General features: G+C 69.0%; 21 protein-coding genes. 19 read left to right on the top strand and 2 right to left on the bottom strand.

The window, feature by feature from the left end; translation table 11 throughout:
• Positions 1–70: 70 nt before the first annotated feature.
• Both ABT004_RS07515 and ABT004_RS07510 read left to right on the top strand, forming a co-directional pair.
• Complete coding sequence (locus ABT004_RS07515; RefSeq protein ID WP_351332350.1) at positions 71–1,321, top strand: multidrug effflux MFS transporter; 1,251 nt, start codon at positions 71–73, stop codon at positions 1,319–1,321.
• Positions 1,322–1,523: 202 nt separating this feature from the next.
• Positions 1,524–2,798, top strand: coding sequence for a lactonase family protein (locus ABT004_RS07510; protein WP_351332347.1), 1,275 nt, complete (start codon positions 1,524–1,526; stop codon positions 2,796–2,798).
• A gap of 70 nt (positions 2,799–2,868) precedes the next feature.
• Here ABT004_RS07510 and ABT004_RS07505 read toward each other — a convergent pair whose 3' ends face one another.
• Positions 2,869–3,273, bottom strand: coding sequence for a cupin domain-containing protein (locus tag ABT004_RS07505; protein ID WP_351332344.1), 405 nt, complete (start codon positions 3,271–3,273; stop codon positions 2,869–2,871).
• A 197-nt stretch (positions 3,274–3,470) separates the two neighbouring features.
• Here ABT004_RS07505 and ABT004_RS07500 point away from each other — a divergent pair, with 197 nt between their 5' ends.
• From ABT004_RS07500 to ABT004_RS07460, 9 genes are all read left to right on the top strand, one after another.
• Positions 3,471–4,079, top strand: a complete 609-nt coding sequence (locus ABT004_RS07500) for a carboxymuconolactone decarboxylase family protein (RefSeq protein WP_351332341.1) — start codon at positions 3,471–3,473, stop codon at positions 4,077–4,079.
• Positions 4,080–4,167: 88 nt separating this feature from the next.
• Positions 4,168–5,121 carry a LysR family transcriptional regulator gene (locus ABT004_RS07495; RefSeq protein WP_351332338.1) on the top strand — a complete coding sequence of 318 codons (954 nt, stop codon included), beginning with the start codon at positions 4,168–4,170 and terminating at the stop codon, positions 5,119–5,121.
• Between the two features lie 141 nt (positions 5,122–5,262).
• Positions 5,263–6,180 (top strand): VOC family protein, encoded by a 918-nt coding sequence (locus ABT004_RS07490; protein ID WP_351332335.1) that lies wholly within the window; start codon positions 5,263–5,265, stop codon positions 6,178–6,180.
• 100 nt (positions 6,181–6,280) lie between these two features.
• Complete coding sequence (locus ABT004_RS07485; RefSeq protein ID WP_351332332.1) at positions 6,281–7,717, top strand: NAD-dependent succinate-semialdehyde dehydrogenase; 1,437 nt, start codon at positions 6,281–6,283, stop codon at positions 7,715–7,717.
• Between the two features lie 12 nt (positions 7,718–7,729).
• Positions 7,730–8,518, top strand: coding sequence for a fumarylacetoacetate hydrolase family protein (locus ABT004_RS07480; RefSeq protein WP_351332330.1), 789 nt, complete (start codon positions 7,730–7,732; stop codon positions 8,516–8,518).
• On the top strand, positions 8,515–8,886 hold the full coding sequence (locus ABT004_RS07475) for a VOC family protein (RefSeq protein ID WP_351332327.1): 372 nt from the start codon (positions 8,515–8,517) through the stop codon (positions 8,884–8,886). The genes ABT004_RS07480 and ABT004_RS07475 overlap by 4 nt, the downstream gene beginning before the upstream one ends.
• A gap of 23 nt (positions 8,887–8,909) precedes the next feature.
• On the top strand, positions 8,910–9,698 hold the full coding sequence (locus tag ABT004_RS07470) for an alpha/beta fold hydrolase (protein WP_351332324.1): 789 nt from the start codon (positions 8,910–8,912) through the stop codon (positions 9,696–9,698).
• Positions 9,695–10,174, top strand: a complete 480-nt coding sequence (locus ABT004_RS07465; protein ID WP_351332321.1) for a GlcG/HbpS family heme-binding protein — start codon at positions 9,695–9,697, stop codon at positions 10,172–10,174. Before ABT004_RS07470 ends, ABT004_RS07465 begins: the two co-directional genes overlap by 4 nt.
• A gap of 2 nt (positions 10,175–10,176) precedes the next feature.
• On the top strand, positions 10,177–11,169 hold the full coding sequence (locus tag ABT004_RS07460; protein ID WP_351332318.1) for a uroporphyrinogen decarboxylase/cobalamine-independent methonine synthase family protein: 993 nt from the start codon (positions 10,177–10,179) through the stop codon (positions 11,167–11,169).
• An 88-nt stretch (positions 11,170–11,257) separates the two neighbouring features.
• On the opposite strand, the gene ABT004_RS07455 is transcribed toward ABT004_RS07460, so the two are convergent.
• A complete protein-coding gene (locus tag ABT004_RS07455; RefSeq protein WP_351332316.1) occupies positions 11,258–11,545 on the bottom strand; it encodes a putative quinol monooxygenase in 288 nt (95 codons plus the stop codon).
• A gap of 215 nt (positions 11,546–11,760) precedes the next feature.
• Here ABT004_RS07455 and ABT004_RS07450 point away from each other — a divergent pair, with 215 nt between their 5' ends.
• From ABT004_RS07450 to ABT004_RS07415, 8 genes are all read left to right on the top strand, one after another.
• The gene (locus tag ABT004_RS07450; protein WP_351332313.1) at positions 11,761–13,218 is read left to right on the top strand and encodes an aldehyde dehydrogenase family protein; all 1,458 of its coding nucleotides are present in this window, start codon (positions 11,761–11,763) and stop codon (positions 13,216–13,218) included.
• A 39-nt stretch (positions 13,219–13,257) separates the two neighbouring features.
• Positions 13,258–14,457, top strand: a complete 1,200-nt coding sequence (gene lhgD, locus ABT004_RS07445; protein ID WP_351332311.1) for an L-2-hydroxyglutarate dehydrogenase — start codon at positions 13,258–13,260, stop codon at positions 14,455–14,457.
• A 102-nt stretch (positions 14,458–14,559) separates the two neighbouring features.
• Positions 14,560–15,420, top strand: a complete 861-nt coding sequence (locus tag ABT004_RS07440) for an amidohydrolase family protein (RefSeq protein WP_351332308.1) — start codon at positions 14,560–14,562, stop codon at positions 15,418–15,420.
• A gap of 13 nt (positions 15,421–15,433) precedes the next feature.
• A complete protein-coding gene (locus ABT004_RS07435; RefSeq protein ID WP_351332306.1) occupies positions 15,434–17,146 on the top strand; it encodes a thiamine pyrophosphate-dependent enzyme in 1,713 nt (570 codons plus the stop codon).
• A gap of 28 nt (positions 17,147–17,174) precedes the next feature.
• The gene (locus tag ABT004_RS07430; protein ID WP_351332303.1) at positions 17,175–18,227 is read left to right on the top strand and encodes an Ldh family oxidoreductase; all 1,053 of its coding nucleotides are present in this window, start codon (positions 17,175–17,177) and stop codon (positions 18,225–18,227) included.
• A gap of 358 nt (positions 18,228–18,585) precedes the next feature.
• The gene (locus ABT004_RS07425) at positions 18,586–20,220 is read left to right on the top strand and encodes an MFS transporter (RefSeq protein WP_351332300.1); all 1,635 of its coding nucleotides are present in this window, start codon (positions 18,586–18,588) and stop codon (positions 20,218–20,220) included.
• Positions 20,221–20,379: 159 nt separating this feature from the next.
• Entirely contained in the window at positions 20,380–21,726 is a 1,347-nt protein-coding gene (locus ABT004_RS07420) for an alpha/beta hydrolase-fold protein (RefSeq protein WP_351332297.1), read from the top strand.
• 160 nt (positions 21,727–21,886) lie between these two features.
• Positions 21,887–23,185: a hypothetical protein gene (locus ABT004_RS07415; protein ID WP_351332294.1), complete on the top strand. Its 1,299-nt coding sequence runs from the start codon at positions 21,887–21,889 to the stop codon at positions 23,183–23,185.
• Positions 23,186–23,327: the final 142 nt, after the last annotated feature.

Raw genomic sequence — 23,327 nt, 5'->3', positions numbered from 1 at the left:
GATATGTTAGAGATATATATCTAGCTCATAACTAACTGCCACGCTCACTTCTTGTGGATCGGAAGCACAGATGGAAGACACCCCCGTTCGCGTCACTGGCCGGTTGATCGCCGCCCTGGCCCTGATGACCGCTGTCGCCCCGCTGGCGCTGGACATGTATCTGCCCGCGTTCCCCGCGATGGCCCAGGAACTCGGCACCACCGCCACCGGCGTACAGCTGACACTCACCGCGTGCCTGGCCGGTCTCGGCCTGGGCCAACTGTTCATCGGGCCGATGTCCGACGCGCTCGGCCGTCGTCGGCTGCTGCTGCTCGGCACCGCGATCTGCGCGGTCACCGGGGTCGCCTGCGCGCTGGCTCCGAATGTCGAACTGCTGGCCCTGGGCCGGTTCCTGCAAGGACTCAGCGGCGCGGCCGGCGTCGTGCTGGCCCGGTCCGTCGTCTCCGACACCTCGCGCGGTCAGGCGGCCGCGCGGCTGCTCGGCGTGCTGATGATCATCAACGTGGTGGCTCCGGTCGTCGCCCCGCTGTCCGGCGGCGCGATCGTCGCCTTCGCGAGCTGGCGAGCGGTGTTCTGGGTCCAGGCGGCCCTGGCCCTGCTGGCCTCCGTCTGCACACTGGTGTGGGTGCGCGAGTCACTGCCGAAGTCCGCACGCGCCCGAGGTGGCCTGAGCGCGACGTTCTCCGCCGTCCGGGAGACCCTGACCAGCCGGACCTACGTCGCCTATCTCCTCACCTTCTGCTTCGCCTTCGCGGCTCTCTTTGCCTACATCTCGGCGTCGCCGTTCGTGATGCAGCAGGTCATCGGCCTGTCGTCGGGGATGTACTCGCTGCTGTTCGGCCTCAACGCGTTGGTCGTCGTGGCCACCAGTGCCGTCGCCGCCGCGCTGGCCGGGCGCGTTCCGTACCGCCGCATGATCGCGGTCGGACTGACCGTCGCCGTACTGTCGGCCGTCGGCTTGGCGGTGTGTGTCTCGGCTGGCGTACCGACGGTCCCGACGCTCGTGCTGTTCGCCGTGTTCCAGGGCTCGATGGGCCCCATCTTCGCCAACGCCACCACGCTCGCGCTGGCCGAGACCGGCAAGCACGCCGGGACCGGATCGGCGTTCCTGGGCTTCCTGCAGTTCCTGCTCGCCGCGGCGATCTCACCGCTGGTCGGCATCGCGGGCGAGAACAGCGCCGCCCCGATGGTCATCGCCATACTCGTGTCGATCGCCCTCGCCACGGTGGCGTTCGCAGTACTGCCCGACAAGTCCACTGAGACTGAACGCGAGAACAGTACGGAAGGTGATCTCAGCACCACGGTGGCCACCTCGGAGTAGCTCAGTAACTCCGTCGGTCGGCCCGGGGGCATGGCCCATGCCCCCCGGGCCGACCGGAGACCCACGTCCGACAGACACACACTTAGTTTGCGTTCCGGCCGCTTACAAGCCGCTCGCTCTGGCCGCCACGATCACGCGAAGAGCAGTCCTGGCACCCATGCGGAGGAACGCGATGGACAAGCACGCGATAGGGAGGCGGGCCGTGGCCAAGGGAACGGTCGCCCTCGGATTCAGCCTCTTCGCCGGCACCGTACCTGCACGGGCCGTGGCCGGAACCCGTACGAGCACGATGTTCCTGGCCGTCGGAGCCTGGTCGCACCTGGGCGGCGAACAGGGCCTGTGGCTCTACGAGTTCGACCCCAGGACAGGGGACCTGAAGCTGAAGACGGCCGTCGCGGACGACATCAGCGTCGGAGATTTCTTTGTCACTCCCAAGAATGACGCGCTTTACGTCGTTGATTCCAAGGCCGACCTGCCCGGGGAGACGGGAGGCGGCGGCCGGGTGATCTCCTTCGCCATCGACGCCGACTCCGGCGAGCTGACGCAGATCTGCGCTGCACGCACATACGCCGCAATGCCGTCGATGCCCGCAGTGGACGGCACCGGCAGGTACCTGATGGTTTCGAACCACGGCACCTCGGCTCCCGTCACGAAGAGCGAGAAGGGGCGGGACGGCACGTGGCATGTCACAACGGATTACGGAGACTCCACGACGGCTCTGTTCCCTGTCGACGAGAATCGTGTCATTGGCCAGCCTTACGACATGTACAAACATCACGGGTCCGGCCCGAATGCCAATCAAGCAAACGCTCACCCGCATTGCTGCGTCCCCGACCCGAGCGGCAACCTCTTCGCCGTGTGCGACAAGGGAAGCGATCGAATCAGCTTCTTCCGAATCGACCGCGACCGGAACGAACTCATCCGCACATCCGAACACGCGCGCCCGAGCGGGTCCGCCCCGCGGTACTGCACCTTCCATCCGCACAAACCGTACTTCTTCATGAACAACGAAGCCGTGAACGAGGTATGTGCGTTCACCTACGACACGGAGGGAAATCTGACTCCCGTCAATACCGTGGAGCCGGTACCGGGAAGGTGGCTCAAGAGCAGGATCCCAGAAGGCGGAAAGTTCGAACAGCAGGACTTGAAACTGAACGCCTCAGGCACCCGCCTCTACGCGATCACGCGCGGCGCAAGCGACAACACCTCCGGATTCGAGTGCATCACCACCTTCATGGTTGATCAGGAATCCGGCCGACTCACACGTCTACAGATCCTGAATCTCGACTGCACATGGCCGAGGGGGTGCGACATCTCTCCGGATGGCCAGTACCTGGTCGTGGCCTGCATATCCAGCGAGGAACTCCTCGTGCTCAAAATCCGCGAGAACGGAACCTTGCAGGACACGGGGAAACGCACCCCCCAACCGACGGCCGCGGCCTGCATATTTTACGAGCTGCCACATCATTCGCATTGACAACCCGACGGTCCCGCGCAGGGCAGTATGAATCCGGTATATGAATCCACTTTCTGCGCAAAGCCGTGCGTCAGCCCATCTGGTCCTCCGCCGACAGGTGTTCCACCGTCTTGCCGGTCTCGGTGAACGTGCGAGTCACGTACCCGGAGGAGTACACCCACAGGATGCGCAGCGGGGTGTCTCCGACGTTGCGGAACAGGTGGGGTATCGGGGAGGGGACGTACGTCGTGTCGTACCGCTCCAGCTTCGTCACCTCGCCGTCGACCACGACCTCGGCCTCGCCGTCGAGGATCGTGACGTGCTCGTCGCAGTTGTGCGAGTGCAACGGGGCGCCGGAACCCACCGGGTAGACGCTGATCCCGCTGGTGATCTTGTTCTCGCCGCCCGCGGAGGGGGTCGTGATCAAGGGTGTGGACGCGACGGCTCCGCCCCGGTCGAGGAGCGGGACGTCGGCGGCCTTGATGATCGTGGTCATGCGGGGAACCTCTCACCAGTAGTGCAGTGCGTCGACCGAGGCTAGAAGGCGTGTGACGTCGGGGGATGCCGTTCGGCGCGCAGCTTTACGTTGCACTCCCGGAGGGATCACGGCGGGCGGGTGCGGGGGTACCGTCGGCCACCGTCCGCACGGCTAAAGCAGGCCGTGCCCTGATGACACCAAGGCGGTATGCGGCCATGCGGCTCCCCGTGCTCAGCGAAGACGAGATGACCCCGCGCCAGAAGGAGTTGGCCGCCCGGATCGCCGGCAAGCGGGGGGCCGTGCGCGGCCCGTTCCGCGTGTGGCTGCACAGTCCGGAGATGGCCGAACGGGCCAACTCCCTGGGCGCGTTCGCGCGCTTCGACTGCTCCCTGCCCAAGCATCTGCGCGAGCTGAGTCTCCTGATGGCCGCGCGCAACTGGGACGCCCAGTACTCCTGGAACGCGCATGTGCAGCAGGCCATCGACGCCGGGATCCCGGAGGCCGCCGTCCGTGCCATCGCCGAGAAGCGGCACACGGACGTGCACTTCGACGACCCTGCCGACCAGGCCTTCTACCAGTTCGTGCACGAGGTGCTCGACGAGCACTTCGTCACGGACGACACATTCGCCGCGGCCCACCAGCACTTCGGCGCCCAGGGCCTGGTCGACGCCATCGGCGCGCTCGGCAACTTCACCATGCTCGGCATGTGCCTCAACACCTTCCAGGTGGATCTGCAGGCCGACAAGGAGCCGCCGTTCCCGGACGTGCGGGAATACGGGCGAGTGGCGCGCGAGCAGCGCAAGCAGCACCCGCACTCTCGATAGGCGAATCGATTGACAACATGATGGTTGACAATTTAGGTGAGGGTGACCTTATTTTGATCTCTGCGGGGGCACCTGAAAGCGAGGGACCATGGACCGCCTACTGCTCATGCACAGCTTCGTCACCGTCGCCCGGAACGGCAGCTTCAACGGGGCCGCGAAGAAACTCGGCTCCTCCGGCTCACTCGTCTCCCGGCACGTGGCCGAACTGGAGCGACAGGTCGGCGTCCGCCTCGTCAACCGCACCGCGCGCTCGGTGAGCCTGACGGAACAGGGCCTGCTCTACGCCGAGTTCTGCTCCCGCATCCTCGACGAGATAGCGGAACAGGACACCTCGCTGGCGCAGAGCCACGACCGGGCCGAGGGCACACTCAGCATCATCTGCCCGAAATGGATCGGCAGCCTGGACCTCGGCGACGCCATCGCCGCCTTCTCGGCCGCCCATCCGAAGATTCACGTACGGTTCGAACTCGGCGGCATGTCGGACCGGACGTACGACTTTCTCGACAGCGGATTCGACGTCGCGTTCCACACCCGCGATCTGCGGGATTCCGGGGTGCGCCTGAAGAAGATCGCCTCGTTGCCTTTCGTCCTGTGCGCCGCTCCGGAATACCTGGAGCGCCACGGGCCGCTCACCGAGCCGAACGCCATCGCCCGGCACGAGTGCCTTGTGCACGTCAACGATCCGGTGTGGCGCATCGGCCACGGACACGCGTCGACACTGCACAAGATCCGCGACGTGGCGTTCTCCTCGAACTCCTACATCGCCCTGCAGAAGGCGGCCGTGCACGGTCGCGGCATCGGGCTTCTTCCGCAGCGACCCGCCTACGACGACCTCCTCTCCGGCGCCCTTGAGGTACTGCTGCCCGAACTGGGCGCCCCCGACCGGCCGTTGTACGCGATCTACGGACCCGGCCGGTCGACACCGAAGAAGGTCGCCGTGTTCCTGGAGTACCTCACAGGATGGTTCTCCAGGAACCCCATGCCGGCGCTCGGAGCCGGTGCGCAACCAAGGATTGCAGAGACCGCACGGCAGGCCCGTTGAGGCCGTCGGCCGGCAAATCTACGATCGCCGGGGGAATTCAGGGCCACGCCCACGCCCACGTTCAGGTTCAGGTTCAGGTGAAAGTTCAGGTTCGAGTTCACACTCACGCTCGGCGAAATTCCGTCATGGAATGAGGAATCGATGGGGATTCAGCGCATGGAATCGGTCGCCTACAGGGTCCCGGACACCGGGGTTCTGGATGGATCCGTGCGGTTCTTCGAGGACTTCGGTCTACTCCTGCTCGAACGGACCGATGAGCACGCCGCCCTGGAGACCCTGGCCGGGCAGACCGTCCAGCTGGACACCACTCCGGGAGCATTCCTGCCGCCACCCCTCGAGGACGGGCCGACGGTGTGCGAGATCGTCTGGGGCGTGGACAGTGCGGCCGAACTGGAGCTCCTGGTACGGGAGGTGGGCAAGGACCGTGCGGTGCGCGAGAGCGCGGACGGCGTGCACCACACCGTCGACGAGACCGGCTTCGGGGTCGGGCTCACCCTCGCCCGCCCGCGCCCCCTCGATGTCACTCCGCGCCCGGCCAACGTCTCCGGCAGCATCGACCGCTGGAACGCCCCGCTGGGGCCGGTCGGGCAGGTGCGGCCACTGCGGATGTGCCACGTCGCCCTCAACATCCCCAAGGCCGGACGCGCGGCGGCCGTCGCCTTCTACACCGACCGGCTGGGCTTTCGCCCCACCGACATCGTCGAGCCCATGGGTGTCTTCATGCAGGCCCCCGGCGACGACGACCAGCACACGTTCCTGCTCTGCCACCGGCCCGACAAGGCCGGGATCAACCACATCGCGTACGAGGTGCCGGGCGTCGACGATGTCATCGAGGGCGGCAACAACATGATCGACAAGGGATGGCGCGAGGCCCGCAAGCTCGGCCGGCACACCATCGGCTCCAACATCTTCCGCTTCCTGCACGCGCCGTGCGGCGGCCGAGTCGAGTACGCGTGTGACATGGACCGGGCCGACGCGACGTACGAGACCCGGGTCCACGAGACGGCTCCGCCGCACACCATCTGGTCGTTGCGGCAGAACCGTGACGCCGAACGTTAGGCGCGGACGCCGGGCTCCTCGCCCCGGACCTCACTGCTCGATCGCCGCAAGGGCTCGACGCGCACCGCCGCAGGGGCTTGATCCGAAAGGTCACCCGCTTATGACCAGCTACCCCACCATCCGCCTGTACATCGACGGCGCGTGGCGCGACTCCGGAGACGGTAGGACCGCGCCGGTCGTCAATCCGGCCACCGAAGAGGCCCTCGGGGCCGTCCCGTTGGCGACCGCCGGTGACCTCGACGACGCGCTGAACGCCGCCGACCGAGGCTTCAAGGTCTGGCGCGACACCCCGATCGCGCGGCGCAGCGAAATCCTGCACCGCGCCGCCGATCTCCTCACCGAACGCGCCACCGACATCGCCGAGGTCATGACCCTGGAGGGCGGCAAGCCGCTCAAGGAGGCGGCCGGCGAAGCCACGCGCACGGCCGACACCTTGCGCTGGCACATCGAGGACGCCCGCCGCGCCTACGGCCGGACCATACCCACCACCCCCGGCACCCTGCTCTCCGTGCGCCGCGAACCGATCGGCCCCGTCGCCGCGTTCGTGCCGTGGAACTTCCCCGTCGGCGGCCCGAACCGCAAGATCTCCTCCGCTCTGGCCGCGGGCTGCTCGATGGTCATCAAGGCGTCGGAGGAGACCCCGGCGACAGCTGCGGCACTGGTCGCCTGCTACGCCGACGCGGGCCTGCCGCCGGGTGTCCTCAACCTCGTCTTCGGCGAACCGGCGGACGTATCAGCCCAGTTGATCTCCTCTCCGGTCACCCGACTCGTCGCCTTCACCGGCTCCGTACCCGTCGGCAAGCTGCTCGCCGCCAAGGCCGGCGAGGTGATGAAGCCGTCCCTGATGGAGCTCGGCGGCCACGCCCCGGTCATCGTGTGCGCGGACGCCAACCCGGCCAAGGCCGCCCAGCGCGCCGCACGGGCCAAGTTCTTCAACGCGGGCCAGGTGTGCACATCACCGAGCCGCTTCCTCGTCCACGAGTCGCTGTACGAGGACTTCGCCGCCGCGTTCGTGAAGGCGACGGAGGCGGTCGTCGTCGGCGACGGGCTCGACGCGCAGACCACGATGGGCCCGCTCTCCAACGAGCGCCGCCTGGCCGCCGCCGAGCGCCTGACCGCCGACGCCGTGCGTCGCGGGGCCACCGTGCGCACCGGCGGGCTTCGCCTGGAGCGGGCCGGCCACTTCTTCGCGCCGACCGTCCTGACCGACGTACCGCAGGACGCGCTGATCATGAGCGAGGAGCCGTTCGCGCCCATCGCCCCGATCGTCCCCTTCACGGACCTCGACGACGCACTCGCGCTCGCCAACTCGCTCCCGTTCGGACTCGCCGCGTACGGATTCACCGACTCGGCGGCCACCGCCGAGAAGCTCGCCGCAGGCCTGGAGGCCGGGATCCTCTCGATCAACCACTGCGGCGGTTCCGTGCACGAGGCCCCCTCCGGCGGTGTGAAGGACAGCGGCTACGGGCGTGAGGGCGGACCCGAAGCGCTCGACTCCTACCTCGTCACCAAGCGCGTCTCGCACCAGCTGAGCTGAGGCCCAACTCCCATGAAATACACGCGAGTCGACGTCGAAGGAAGCGCCCGCTGGGGCCGTGTCACCGGTGACGTCGTGGAACTGCTCTCGGCCTCCCCGCTGGAGGGCCCGGCTCCCTCGGTCACGGGCGAACTGCCCGTGACCGAGGCCCGCTGGCTGCCCCCGGTGGTCCCACCGGTGTTCTACGCAGTCGGGTTCAACTACCCCCGCCACATCGCCGAGCACCACGCCGAGACACCCCAGCGCCCCGAGGTCGGCTACCGCGCCAACAACGCGCTGACCGGGCATGGTTCACCGATCGTCAGGCCGTCCGACGTCACCGGGCGGTTCGAGGCCGAGCCGGAACTGGTCGCCGTCATCGGCACACGGATGCGTCACGCCTCGTACGACGAGGCACGCGCGGGCATCTTCGGCTGGACGATCGGCAACGACGTGAGCGCCCGCACCTGGCAGCACGAGGACCGCACGTTCTGGCGCGCCAAGAACAGCGACACGTTCAAGCCGATGGGCCCCTGGATCAAGACCGGTGTGGACGCCCTCGGACCGGCCACCACCACGACGCTGCGCGTGAACGGCGAGGTCCGTTCCCGGTTCCCCACCGGGGACATGGTGTTCGACCCGTACGACTACATCGTCGCGATGAGCCGGCGCCTCACCCTGCACCCCGGGGACGTGTTGTGGATGGGCGCCGAGTCGACCAGTCAGCTGGAGCCGGGGGACACCGTCGACGTCGAGATCAGCGGCATCGGCGTGCTCTCCAACCCCGTACACGAGGAACTTGAGGAAGGGACAAGCGCATGAGCAAGGCGCCCCGCTACATCCACCACGTCAACTTCCCGACCACCGACCCGGATCGCACCGCGGACTGGTACACGAAGGTCTTCGGGATGAAGCGCATCATGCCCAAGTCGAACACGCGCGTGGTGCTGATGACCCGCGGCAACTTCGACCTGCACTTCACTCCGGTCGAGGAGATGGAGCGCATGGCTCCCTACCACTTCGCCGTCGAGGTCGACGACTGGGACGAATTCCTGGACCACCTGGGCGAGTTGGGGATCCGGCACACCAGGCCGATCGAGCGCCCCGAGAACCAGTCGAAGTTCTGCTACATCCACGATCCCGACCACACCATGATCGAGCTCGTGTACCACGCCAAGCGCCCCAACTAGCCGGACGCACTGAGGAGTTATTCATGCCATACGCCGATTCCGAGGACGGCGCGCGCATCTACTACGAGCGTCACGGCTCCGGTCCCGCCATCCTCTTCGTGCACGGCTCCGGCGGCCACCACGCCGCCTGGTGGCAACAAGTCGCCGCACTGCGCGAAGAGTTCACGGTACTGACCGTGGACCTGCGCGGCTTCGGCAAGTCCGATTCGTCGATGGCGGAGTTCGACGGCCAGGACTTTCCCGGTGACGTCGTCGCCGTCCTCGACCAGGAGGACATCCACGACGCGATGCTGGTCGGCCAGTCCATCGGCTCCGTCGCCGCCCTGCGTGCCGGTCTCGCCCGGCCCGATCGGGTCTCGTCCGTCGTCCTCGGCCACTCGCTCGGCGGCATCGGACACCCCGAGCTGGCGGAACTCGCCGCCGCCGACCGCGCCGAGGCCGTCAAACTCCCCGTCATCGACCGCCTGTTGACGAAGACGTTTCAGATCGAGCGAGCCGACCTGACCTTCCTGTTCCAGCAGATGGGCACCTTCAACGTCGCCAAGATGGCCGACCTGCGCAACCTGGACACCAACGGGCCTTCGCTGTGGGACATCACGGAGTCCGGTGTCCGCGTCGCGTTCCTCGCCGGTGAGAAGGACGCGGTGCTCAGCGTCAAGACCGTGACCCGCGCCCACGAACTGCTCCCCGGCTCCCATCTGGAGATCGTCGAGGGCGCGCCCCACTCCATGTACTGGGAGACACCCGGCAGGTACAACACGGCCGTCGCCCGCCTGCGCCGCACCCTGACCCCTGTGAAGGATTCCGCATGACCGCCGCTCTGACGCTCGCCGCCGCAGAAGAAATCATCGCCGCCGCCCACGAACGCTCCCAGGACGTCGGAAAGGCGGTCTCGGTCGCCGTCGTCGACGCGGGCGGCTTCGTCGTGGCGATCCGCCGCCCCGACGGCGCCCGCCCCCTGACCCCGGACATCGCCCGCGCCAAGGCGTACACCGCGGCGATCATGCAGCGGCCGGGGAAGATGCTGAAGAAGTGGCAGGAGAGCCAGCCCGTCTTCTTCTCCCAGCTCTCGCAGCTCCCGGGCGCCGCCATGCCGATCATGGCCGCCGACGGCAGCCTCACCATCAAGAAGGACGGCGAGATCATCGGCGGCCTCGGCATCGCCGGCGGGACCGCGGACGAGGACCAGGTCATCGCGGAAGAAGTCCTCAAGTCCCTCGGCTACGAGCTGGAGTTCGCGGCCTGGGGCGTCGCGGGCAAGCCGGCCTCTCCCGGCAAGGAGTCCTGACCATGGCGGACACGTTCAACTTCCGCATCGACCACCACGGCAGCCTGGTCCGCCCGGCGGGCCTGGACCGCACCGACCCCGCCTCCCTCGACACGGCGATCGCCGACTCGGTGGCCCGACAGCGCAAGCTGCGCTCCACGGTCGTCACCGACGGCGGATTCCCGTACGAGGACTCCCGCGGCGTCATTCTGGAACACGTCGGCGGAGTGCGGCGTACCGGCGGCACGGACGCCGACGGCCTGCCGGCCTGGGCCGCGGACGCGGCGCCGAAGGCAGCAGGATCGTCGGCGGTGGACCGCGCCACGCGACTGTCCGAGCTGACGCTGATCGCACCGAAGGTCACGCTCCCGGCGCCGTCCTATCTGGCCGCCACCGTTCAAGGGCCGCTGCCCGCCCGGGAGTTGGGCGAGGCGTTCGCCGAGATCATCCGGGCGGAGATCGGCCGCCTGGTCGACGCCGGGGTCCGCCTCATCCAGCTCGACAACCCGTTGCTGCTTCCCGCGACGGGCCCGGACGAGACCCCGGTGGGCACCCTGTCGTTCGCGGAGGCACTCACCGTCGACGCCCCCGCCACCGTCCTGGACACCCGCCCCGAGGGCGTCCGCATCGGCTACTTCCCGGGAGCGACACCTCCGGGCACCGTCGACCGGGACAAGGCGCGGCAGCTCTACTCCGGAATCCCGGTGGACCGCTGGGTACTCCCCCTGCTGCACGCTTCCACCGCGGAACTCGACCTCGTACGCACCCTGCCCGAGGACAGGGACGTGTGCTTCGGGGTCGTGGACGCGTCCGTGGCGGGCCTGGAGGATGTCGACACGGTCCTCGACCGCTTGGACAAGGCAGGCGAGTTGAAGGACTTGGAGGACGCCGCGATCCTCCCATCGCGCGGGTTCGCGGACATCGCCGCCCGCCCCCTCCTCACGCAGGACGAGGAGCACAGCAAGCTGGTCCTGGTGGAGACCCTGGCCAGATACGTGTGGGGCAACGAGTTCTGAGCGACGCACACCGCGCCCCCGGGGAAGCCGCTGTGCGGGCCTTCCTCAGGGGCGCGGAGCACTTCCAGGGCACACCTAGAGCACACACCTAGAGCACTTCAGCGAACGTGACCTCCCGTGACGTCAGCAGGGGACGCACCACGCCCACGACGAACTCCGCGAAGTGTGCGGACGCGCAGTGTGCGTCGAACCCGGCCCGGTCCTCGTACACCTCGTACAGCACGAAGCCCCCGGGAACATCCACCTCCGCGTGCACCTCGTAGGCGCGGTTCGCGGTCTCCTCCAGCGTGGCTTCCCGCGCCTTCAACAGGGCGTCCCGCACGGTCTCCGCATCCTCGGCGGCACAGCGGTAGTGGGCAAAAACGGCGTACGCCATGGGGTGACTCCTTTACCTGAAAGACCAGTTCAACAGCGCCCCCGATTGCAACACACATCGCCTCGGCACCGGCCCGCGCACAGCGCAACCATTGGCTGCCTCCCCGGATCTCCCGCACACCGGTCCGCATGGTGTGTCGTACATCGGGTTCCAGATGTCGCAGAGCCCCGTGAGTCCGGCGGACCCCGGAGTACCCGGAGAGAGAAGTGATCGAGATGCGTGACGTGGAAACCCTGGTCGGCGGGGAGTGGGTGGCCCCGGCCTCCGGCGAGTCGATCGAGGTGCAGAATCCGGCCGATCTGCGCGCGCCGGCCTTCCGGGTCCCCGCGCTCACCCCCGAGGCCGTCACCCGCGCCTACGGCCACGCCGAGCGCGGCTTCGCGGTCTGGAAGCGCACCAGCCCGCTGGAGCGCAGCGCCGTGCTCACCAAGGCGGCCGGGCTGTTGCGCGAGCGCGCCGACGACATCGCCGTCGACGTCGCCACGGAGAACGGCAAGACCCGTGCCGAGGCCCGCGGCGAGGCCATCAAGGCGGCCGACTTCCTGGAGTACTACGGGCTCCTCGTCGGCCGCGGCGGCTACGGCACACTCCTCAACGACGCCCGCCCCGACACGCGTACGACGGCCCAGCACGAGCCGCTGGGCGTCGTGTTGGCGATCACTCCGTGGAACGATCCGCTGATCACCCCGGCCCGCAAGCTCGCCCCGGCGCTCGCCGCCGGCAACGCCGCGATCCTCAAGCCGGCCACCGAGACCCCGGTCTCCGGGCTGCACCTGGCGCGGGCGCTGCACGACGCGGGACTTCCGGCGGGCGTCCTGAACGTCGTCACGGGCCGTACGGCGCAGATCGAGGACGCGCTGCTGGGCGACCGGCGCATCGCCGCCGTGACGTTCACCGGCTCGAACGAGGTCGGCGGCCGGCTCCGTACGACGTTCGCCACCCGCAACATCCGCTTCCAGGGCGAACTCGGCGGCAAGAACGCCTCCGTGGTCCTCGCCGACGCCGACCTCGCGAAGGCCGCGAAGACCGTCGCCGCCGCCTCCTTCGGGCAGGCGGGACAGCGCTGCACCGCCACCAGCCGTGTCATCGTCGAGCGGCCCGTGTACGAGGAGTTCACGCGGCTGCTGCTCGCCGAAGTGGCGCACATCGAGCCGGGGGCCCCGCTCGCGCGGGGGACGGGCATGGGCCCCCTTTCCAGTCCGCGGCAACGCGACAGCGTCGTCGGGCACATCGAGAACGCCGTCAAGCAGGGTGCGAAGGTGCTGGCGGGCGGCGACGTGCCGAGCGATGCCGACCTCGCCCACGGCTGCTACGTCAACCCGACCGTCCTCGGTGAGGTGTCAGCCGATGTCGACATCTGGCGCGAGGAGGTCTTCGGCCCGGTCGTCGCGCTGCGTGCCGTCGAGTCCTTCGACGAGGCCGTCGCCGCCGTCAACGACTCCTCCTTCGGCCTCGCCGCCGCCGTGTTCACGCGCGACCTGAACGCCGTCCACCGCTTCGCCGAAGAGGCCGAGTGCGGCCAGATCGCCGTGAACCTCACGACGCCCGGCTGGGACGTCCACCACCCCTTCGGCGGCTTCCACGACTCCGGCTCCCCGTTCAAGGAGCAGGGCACCGAGGCGCTGCACTTCTACACCCGCGTCAAGACCGTCGCGATCCACTACGGCGCCTGACCAAGGCCCTGTCCCCCACCGCAAGAAAGGAGGCGGACGTTGGCCGACGAATCGATCGGCATCGTGGGCGCGGGCATCCTGGGCCTCGCCACGGCCCGCGAGATCGCGCTGCGCCGCCCCGGCACCCGCGTCGTCGTGTTCGACAAGGAGCAGGAGGTCGCGTACCACCAGACCGGCCACAACTCCGGTGTCGTGCACGCCGGCATCTACTACGCGCCGGGCAGCCTCAAGGCAGACCTGACCGTACGGGGCGTCGCCCTGCTGCGCGAGTACTGCCAGGGCCGCGGGCTGCCGTACCGCGAGATCGGCAAGCTCGTCATGGCGGTGCGCGCGGACGAGCTCGACCGCATGAACGCCCTGTACGAGCGCGCCAAGAACAACCACGTGCCCGACCTGCGGATGATCTCCAAGGGCGAGATCACCGAGATCGAGCCGCACGCCGGTGGCATCGCCGCGCTGCACTCGCCGCGCACCGCGATCACCGACTACCCGGCGATCTCCCGGGAGTTCGCGAAGGACATCGCGGATTCCGGTGGCGAGGTGAAGCTCGGTTTCCCGGTCACCGGCATCGCCACCGTGCCCGGCGGCGTAGAGGTGGCCTCCGGGCAGGAGCGCGTCAAGGTCGACCGGCTCGTCCTCTGCGCGGGCCTGCAGTCCGACACCGTCGCCAGGCTTGCCGACGACGGGCAGGAGCCCCGCATCGTCCCGTTCCGCGGCGAGTACATGCTGCTCAAGCCGGAGAAGCGGGACCTGGTGCGCGGCCTCATCTACCCGGTGCCCGACCCCCGTTACCCGTTCCTCGGGGTGCACTTCACACCACGCGTCGACGGCTCGGTCGAGGTCGGCCCCAACGCGGTGCTGGCCCTGGCCCGCGAGGGATACACCCGCACCCGGGTCTCCCCCGGGCACCTGCTCGGCCTCGCCGCCTATCCCGGCGCCTGGCGCATGGCAGCCCAGCACTGGCGCACCGGCATCAGGGAGTACAAGGGCTCCTTCTCGTCCTCCGCCTTCATGAAGGACGCGAAGCACTACGTCCCCGGGGTCGGTGTCGCCGACGTCGTGCGCGGCGGTGCGGGCCTGCGCGCCCAGGCCCTGGACCGCGACGGCACCCTCGTCGACGACTTCCGCATCCACCGGGCCGGCCTGATCACGGCTGTGCGCAACGCGCCCTCGCCCGCCGCGACGGCGTCGATGGCGATCGCCGAACACATCGTCGACATGGTCTACGACGCGTCCTGAAGCGCGCAAGAACTGCTTGCGCTCTCAGCTCTGCGCAAGACACGGCGACCCACCTAACGTCGATCTCGCAGCACACGTCCTCCTACGGAAAGAAGCACCCACATGTTCGTCGTCGACACCCAGATCCACATCTGGAAGGAAGAGACCCCGGACCGCCCCTGGGTCCCCGGCGCCCGCGAGCGGATCCGCCTCAACGGCCACCGCGAGGAGGCCTTCTCGTACGAGGAGGCCCTGGAGCTGATGGACGAGGCAGGTGTCAACCGGGCGCTGATCCTTCCGCCGTCCTGGGAGGGCGACCGCATCGACTACGCGCTCGAGGCGTGCGAGGCGCACCCGGACCGCTTCGGCATCATGGCCCGCATCCCGCAGAACAAGCCCGAAGAGGGCAAGGCCATGATGGCCGACTTCGCGCAGAACCCGCATGTGAAGGGAACGCGCCTCACCTTCCACCGGCCCATCGACCGCAACTGGATGATCGACGGGACGAACGACTGGTACTGGCCGATCGCCGAGGAGCTGAACATCCCCACGATGGTCCACGCGCCCATCTGGAAGCGGGAGTTGGGCGAGATCGCGGGCCGGCACCCGGGACTTAAGATCATCATCGACCACATGGGCATCATGGCCCGCTGTGTCGACGACTCCATCGGCTACTGGGTCCAGGAGACCGCCGACCTGCACGAGCACCCCAACATCTACGTCAAGCTCTCGGCGCTGCCCGGCTACTCCACGCAGCCCTTCCCGAACGACAACATCCAGAAGTACGTGCGCGAGATGGTCGACAAGATGGGCCCGGAGCGCTGCTTCTACGGCACCGACATCACGCGCCTGCTCGGTCACGGCATCACGTACACCGACACCATCGAGCAGTTCACGAAGCACTGGGACTTCACCCCCGAAGAGCTCGAGTGGATGATGGGCCGGGGCGTGGCCGAGGTCCTGAACTGGCCGATCGAGGGCTGAGGAGACACCAGAGATGACGCACAAGGAACGTAGTGAAGGCGTCGACGGCGGGGACGCTCTGGTATCCGCCTTCAACGCCGTCGGCGCCGACTATCTGTTCTGCTCCTCGGGGTCCGAGTGGGCCCCCGTGTGGGAGTCCCTCGCCCGTCACCACCGTGACGGGACCCCCGCACCCACCTACCTCGACCTGACGCACGAGACCGTCGCGGCCGGCATGGCCACCGGGTACGGACTCCTCAAGCGCCGCCCGCAGGGCGTGCTGCTGCACGCGGCGCCCGGCCTGCTGCAGGGCTCGATGGCCGTGCACGGCGCGCTGCTCGCCGGTGTCCCGATGGTGGTGTCCTCGTCCGAGTCCACGACGTACGGCGAGGGTCCGGGTCAGGACCCGGGCGGCCAGTGGTACCGCAACCTGTCGGTCGTCGGCGGCCCGCACCAGATCGCCCAGCCGTTCACCAAGTGGTCCACCGAGGCGGCCAGCGTGCACACGCTCCCGTCGATGGTGACGCGGGCCGCGGAACTGGCCTGGCGGGCCCCGGCAGGACCCGCGTACCTGAACATCCCGCTGGAGATCCTCCTGGAGGAGTGGGACGGCCGGGAGGCCAAGGCGATCGTCCCGCCCGGCTCGATGCACAGCTCGCCCGAAGAGGTCGAGCCCGTCGCCCAGTTGATCCGCGAGGCGACCAACCCGGTCATCGTGACGGAGACCGCGGGACGCGAGGCGGGCGGCTTCGAATCGCTCGTCGCGTTCGCCGAGGCCTGGCAGATCCCGGTCGTCGAACCCGACTCGGCCGTCTGCGCCAACTTCCCGCGCACCCACCCGCTGCACGCGGGCGCGGACATCGGCCCGTGGATGGCCGAGGCGGACCTGATCCTCCTGGTCAACTGCCGGGCCCCGTTCTACCCGCCGTCGCGCCGCCCGTCGAAGGCGACGGTCGTCGTCATCGACCAGGTGCCGCAGCGCCCGCACATAGCCCACCAAGTCCTGTTCGCCGACCGCTACTTGGAGGGCAATGTCGCAAATACCCTGCGCCAGCTCGCCAAGCGGGCCAAGGGCCTCGACGCCGGCTCGGTGGCCGTCCGGCGCGCGGCGCAGGAGGAACGGCACGCGGCCGAGCAGGTCGCGATCACCGCAGCCGAGACGAAGGCCGCCGCGGCGCCGGACGGCATCGACCCGGTCCACGTCGCCGTCACACTAAGGACGTTGCTCGAAGGCCAGGACAGCATCGTCGTCGACGAGACCATCACCCACAGCCGTACCGTGAAGCGCCACCTCAAGACGGCGGACCCCGACTCCTACTTCTACGTGCAGGGCGGTCTCGGTCAGGGCATCGCGGTCGCGCTCGGCGTCAAACTCGCCGAGCGGAGCAGGCCCGTGGTGCTCACCATCGGCGACGGCGCGTTCACGTACAACCCGGTGATCCCGTCGTACGACGCGTCCCAGGCGTACGAACTCCCGATCCTGGTCGTGGTGTTCAACAACCGGGTCTACAAGTCGATGAACCTCAACCACCGCCGTTTCTACCCGGACGGCGCCGCCGCCGAGACCGGCGAGTGGCTCGGCACCGATCTGCACCGCCTTCCCCGGCTCGCCGCCTTCGCCGAACCGTTCGGTATGCACACCGAGACCGTCGACACGCCGGACGCGCTCGGCCCCGCTCTCGAACGGGCGCTGAAGGCCGTCGCCGACGGCACCACAGCCGTCGTCGACGTCCTCGTCTCCCGCTGAGCCTTCGCTGATCTTTTAAGGACCCCCTATGCCCGAGAAGACCCTGGTCGCCGCGGCCGACCTCCGCTCCTTCGCCGCCGCCCTGCTCGAAAAGGGCGGCCTGAGCGCCGAGCACGCCGCGACCACCGCCGACGTGTTCGTGTGGGCCGCCCAGCGCGGCGTCGAGTCCCACGGCATCGCCCGTGTCCCCGCCTACCTCGACCTCCTGGCAAAGGGCGTCGCCAACCCTGCGCCACAGATGAAGGTCGAGTCGTCGACCCCGGGTGCCGCCGTCCTGCACGCCGACCGCGCACCCGGCCCGGTCGCCCTGTCCGCCGCTGCCGAGGAAGCGGTGACCCGCGCGCGCACCAACGGCATCGCCTCCGTCGGCGTACGGCAGACCGTGCACACCGGCGCCATCGGCTACTACGTGTCGAAGATCGCCGCGGCGGGTCTGGTCGGGATCGGCTTCGTCGCCGGCATGCCCAACATGGGCTACACCGGAGTCAAGGGCGCGGCCGTCGCCACCAGCCCGCTGGCCGTGGCGGTCCCCACGCTCGGCCGTCCGCCGCTGCTGCTCGACATGGCGACCGCCACCATCGCCCTCGGCAAGATCCGCCAGGCCAAGGCGTCCGGCACCCCGCTGCCGGAGGGTGCGGCCGCCACCGCCGACGGCACACCCACCACGGACCCGGAGGAGGCGGTGATGCCGCTCCCGCTGGGCGGCGCCAAGGGCTCCGGCATGTCCCTCGCGTTCGAGCTGATCACGAGCGTCCTGGTCGGCGCCCCGATCTTCGCGGCCTTCCACTCGGACGACCCCGAGGGCCGCAAGCACCGGCAGAACGCCCTCCTCATCGCCCTCGACCCGGCGGCCTTCGGCAGCGCGGACGCCTTCCTGGCCGACGCGGACTCAACTCTCGCCGCCCTCAAGGGACTTCCGGTGGCCGACGACGCCGATGAGGTCCACTACCCGGGTGAGCGCAGCGCCGCGGTGTCCGCCCAGCGCGCCGCGGCGGGCATCCCCGTGGCCCCCAAGGTCTGGAGCGACCTGACCGAACGGGCGGAGAAGCTGGGCGTCACCCTGCCGGAGACCGTCGCGTAGCGACAGCCGGGGTTCCCGGGCGCGTACGCCTGGGGCGGGGGAAACAAGGGAAGGCCGGGGGTTGGTGCAGCGCACCTCCCCCGGCCTTCGGCATGCCCGTGGCCGACAGGCGCATCCCGAGGACGGATTCGACGGCCCGGCCCGAGCGACGAGGTCACGCCCTCCGTCGTCAACGGTCACCTTAGCTTGCACGCCCATGGGCATCACCTGGGCGGTCGGCGCCTATACCGTCCCGAGCACCGCCCCCACACCACGGGCCGGACGGAACACCAACTGCCGTTCCCACACGGCGGTTTGATCTCTCCTCCGCGCCGCTGTCCTTGCCCGCCCCTGCCCACTCACCCACCTATGAGGTGCCATGTCGGCCAACACGCCCCGCGTCCCGCAACAGTCCGCACCACCACGGTCCGGGCGGCCACCCCGCACCACCGCCACGATCGTGCTCGCCTGCGTCGGGGTGTTCGTCTCCTATCTGCCGGTCGTGGGCGTCTCCGTCGCGCTCGGCGTCCTGCAGCAGGAGCTCGACGCCTCCACCACCGGGCTGCAGTGGATCGCCGACGCGTTCATCCTGCCGACCGCTGCCCTGCTCCTCACCTTCGGCATGATCAGCGATCTCTACGGCCGCAAGAAGACCTGGCTCGCCGGGCTCGCCGTCTCCTGCCTCGGTGCCCTGGTGTGTCTCACCGCAGGTGGCATCGTGCAGGTCTGCGTCGGCCAGGCCCTCACCGGCATCGGCACCGCCGCCCTGCTCCCCTCCACCCTCGCGCTGATCAGCCACGCCTGCCCGGATCCCCGCAAGCGCACCCGGGCCATCGCCTGGTGGACGGCGGCGCTCGGCCTCGGCCTCACGCTCGGCCCCCTGTTCACCGGTGTGTTCGTCGACAAGGTCGGCTGGCGGTGGATGTTCCTGCCTTCCCTCGTCATCGGCCTGATCGCGATCGTCGCCGGGGCCTTCTACCTCACCGAGTCGCGCGCCGACCGTGACCGTCACCTCGACATCCCCGGACAGGTACTCGCCATCCTCGCCATCGGCGGACTCGTCTACGGGGTCATCGAGGGCGGCAGCGCGGGCTGGGGGTCGGCGCAGGCCGTCATCGCGTTCGTGGTCGCCGCCGTGAGCCTGGTGGCGTTCGTCCTGGTGGAACTCCGGTCCCCTTCTCCCATGCTGGACATGCGTCTGTTCAAGTCGTCCGCGTTCTCCGGTGCCGCGATCGTCATGGGCCTCACGCTCTTCGCACAGGTCGGTCTCGTCTTCGCGCTCAGCGAGTACTTCGCGCTCGTCCACCATGCCTCGACCTGGGACATCGGCCTCCGCCTCATCGCGCTCAACGGCTTCACCGTCGTCCTCGGCCCACTGGTCGGACGCCTCATGAACCGCACCACTCCGGGACTGCTCCTGGTCACCGGGCTCGTGGTCGCGGGCATCGGAGGGCTGCTCGTGGACGTGTTCAGCGCCACCACCGGCACCGGCGAAGCGGCCGCGGTCATCGCCGTGCTGGGCATCGGCATCGCGCTGGCCATCGCCCCCATCACCACGATCGCCATCGGCAGCGTGCCACGGCACCTCGCCGGCTCGGCCGGCGCGGCCAACGGCGCGCTGCGCCAGATCGGCAGCGCGCTCGGCCCGGCCGTCTTCGGCGTCATCCTCACCCAGCGCACCGTGGGCACACTGCCCGGACACCTCGCCGAGTCCGGCCTCGACCAGGCCAACCAGGGCGCGGTGAGCGGCATGGTGTCGGACGTCGGCATCCAGGCCGGGGCCTTCCTCCACCTCAAGACCCCCGAGACCACCGGCCAGGCGCTGTCCGCCTACGGCGCGAGCTTCACCGACGCCCTGCACACCTGCGCCCTCGTCGGAGGCATCGGCATGCTGGCGGCGGCCGCCATCAGCCTGGCCATGATCGGCGTACGCCGGCACACCACGGGCGTCGCCGACACGGCGGACGAGAGCGAGGCGGCGCCCCCGACCGCGCTGCCACACACAGCGAGTTGAAAAGTTTCTTTAGTAGCGTCTGCCCGTCGCCGGGAACCGGATCACTCAAGTCTCCCTGCCCGTAAGGGATTTCGAGGCGGGCGACGATGTCCGATCCCTCCCGAAAGCGAACCATCACCGGACCTCGTGATGGCCCTCCCGCCAGCGAAGGAGTCTGCATTGGTTGCCAGGCGTACGTTCGTCACCGGAGCCGCCGCGGTCGGAGCCGCGACCGTACTGGGCACCGCGGCCCAGGCCGCCGACTCGGACGACGCCCATGCGTCGTCCGCTCATGTCCGGCGCGCCACCGCGATCACCAAGGTCTTCGGGGACGGCCAGAAGCTGATCGCCGTCGCGGTCGAGTACGACCGCGACATCGACACCTCGGCGCTGACCACCTCGACATTCGCCGTCGCCGACCGCACCGTCACCAAGGTGTACGCGAACCGGATCGTCGAGCTCGCCGAGCACGGCAGGGACGGGCGTCATGTCATCGTCGAGTTGTCGGCCGACGACGAGGCGGCGGCGCTGTGGGTGACGCAGCAGGGCCCGGGTGGCGGCTCGGGCGGGGCCCCGGGACAAGGTGGGCCGCCGCAGGTCGGAGACAGCACACCGGGTGGCACCATTGTCGCTGCCGAGGCGCAGCTGACCCAGAAGGGCACGGTCACCACCACACGCGGCGGCCGCTACCCGGCCGACGACACGACGGTGACCACCAGCAAGGTCGTGAACCTGATCGTCGACGACTTCCGGCAGTTCACGTTCGACGACCCCGCGACCGGCCGGACCCTGAAGTACAACCTCTTCGTCCCGAGGCACTACGACCCCCGCAAGAGGTACCCGCTCGTGCTGTTCATGCACGACGCGAGTGTCGTGAACGTCGCCACGCAGGGCCCGCTGGTACAGGGGCTCGGCGCGGTCTGCTGGGCGAGCGACGAGGACCAGGCGCGGCACGAGTCCTTCGTGCTGGCACCCGAGTACGGCTCCGTCGTGGTCGACGACACCTACAAGCCGTCGACGCTCTTCGACGCCACGGCCAACCTCGTCGAGGCGGTGACACGCGAGTACAGCATCGACGAGAACCGGCGTTACACCACCGGCCAGTCCATGGGCGCGATGATGTCGCTGGGCCTGAACATCGCCTACCCCGACCTGTTCGCCGCCGCCTTCATCGTCGCTGGCCAGTGGCCCTCCGAACAGTGCGCCCCGCTGGCCGACGACAAGCTGTGGATCCTCGTCTCGCAGGACGACGACAAGGCCTACCCCGGCGAGAACGCCATCACCAAGGTCATCAAGGAGCAGGGCACAGAGGTCGGCGCCGCGGTCTGGGACGGCCGGTCCACCCCCGCACAGTTCGCCGCGGACGTGCGCGACCTGAAGCGGCAGCACGCCCCGGTCAACTACGCCACCTTCGAAACCGGCACCACCGTGCCCTCCGGCTCGGACACCAGCGCCCACATGGGCACCTGGCGCATCGCCTACGCCGTTCCGGGCATCAGGGACTGGATCATGCGCCAGTCGCGATAGACCCAGGTCGGCAGAGCACCCCAATTCCCTTTTATTTCACCACCGTTCGGACGTGACGGAGGAGTCAATGGAGTCGAAGAATGACAACACGGGCGAGAGAGGCCGAAAGGGAGGTGTTCTGCACCGGCGGTCGTTCCTGAACGGTTCTCTCGCCGCCGCGGTGACTGCCACCTCCCTCGCCGGTGGTGCCGCGTCGGCGAGGGCATCGAGCACCGGCTCCGGGCTGAAGGTGGGAGCGGGGAAGGCGGCGATCAGCATCCCGCCGTCCCTGCTGCCGCTGGACGGCTTCACCACCGTCCACGACGACCTGCACGTACGGATCCTGCTGCTGGAGAACGGCGCACACCGCGTCGCCCTGGCCGTCCTCGATCTGACGTCGATCAGCGAGGAAGCGATCACCGCGATCAGGACGGCCATCACCAAGGCGTCCGGAGTGGCGACGGACGACATCGTCGTGACGGTCACGCACACCTTCTCCGCCCCGCACGTGCAGGCCGCCGACAGCTCGGCGGGGGCCGCCCGGTACATCCGGCTGATCACCGAGTCCGCTTCGGCCGCAATCGCCGCCGCGGTCAAGGGACTTCGGCCCGCCCGTGTCGGCCACGGCACCGGTAAGTGCGACGTCAACGTCAACCGGGACGTCCTGACCAACGAGGGCTGGTGGCTCGGAACCGGCGAGGCGGGCCCGTCCGACAAGAGCGTCCGAGTCACCCGCTTCGACGACCTCGACGGCAAGCCCGTCGCCGTCCTCACCAACTACGACGTCCAGTCCTCGGTGATGATGGAGTCGGTGATGGCAAACGGCGACCTGCCCATCACCGCCGATCTCGCGGGCGCGACGGCGGCGCACGTGGAGGAGCAGTACGGAGACGGCGTCGTCGGGCTCTTCCTCGTCGGCGCCTGCGGCGACCAGTCACCGGCGTTCCGCTCGAAGCGGTACACCATCGACAAGGACAAGAAGTGGTCCCAGGTCGACGCCGCGGACGCGGGCTGGATCCTGCTGACGGTCCAGGGTGAACGCCTCGGCACCGAGGTCGTCCGGGTCAGCGAGACCATCAGGACGGCGGGAGGCGGGGGCGGTTCGACCCTGCGCCTCGTCACCGGCTCCGCCACGGTCGACGCGGTGACCGGCGGCCATCCGACGGCGCCGGCGAAGAAGTACACGTTCACTCCGAACGGCACGGCGAAGGCGCCGATCTGGGTTCTCCAGGTGGGTGACGGGGTGTTCGTCGGGGTGTCGCCGGAGCTGTCCACCGACACCGCGCTGGACATCAGGAAGCACTCGCCGTTCCCGCACACCAACGTCATGTCGATGCTGGAGGGCGGCGCGAAGAACATGGCCGAGGCCAGGAGCTACGCCAGGATCACCTACGAGGCGGTCGACTCCTCGTACGCCAAGGGGGCGGCCGAGACGGTCGCCTCGAGGATCGGCGAGATCCTGGACTCGCTGCGCGGCTGACCCGCACGCCACGCACGGGTGCTCCCGCGCGGGGCTGAGGGACCGCGGTCCCGACGCCCCGCCCGGTAAAACCGGGAACCACCGGCCCGAGGGGGCGGGAAACAACCCCGCGGTGGCCATGAAGGACCCCGGGAAGCCGGCC

This window comes from Streptomyces sp. NPDC002790 (assembly GCF_040295505.1).
Taxonomy (GTDB): domain Bacteria; phylum Actinomycetota; class Actinomycetes; order Streptomycetales; family Streptomycetaceae; genus Streptomyces.
Note: the sequence above shows the minus strand (reverse complement) of the source record. Positions and strands in the feature narration are given on the sequence as shown.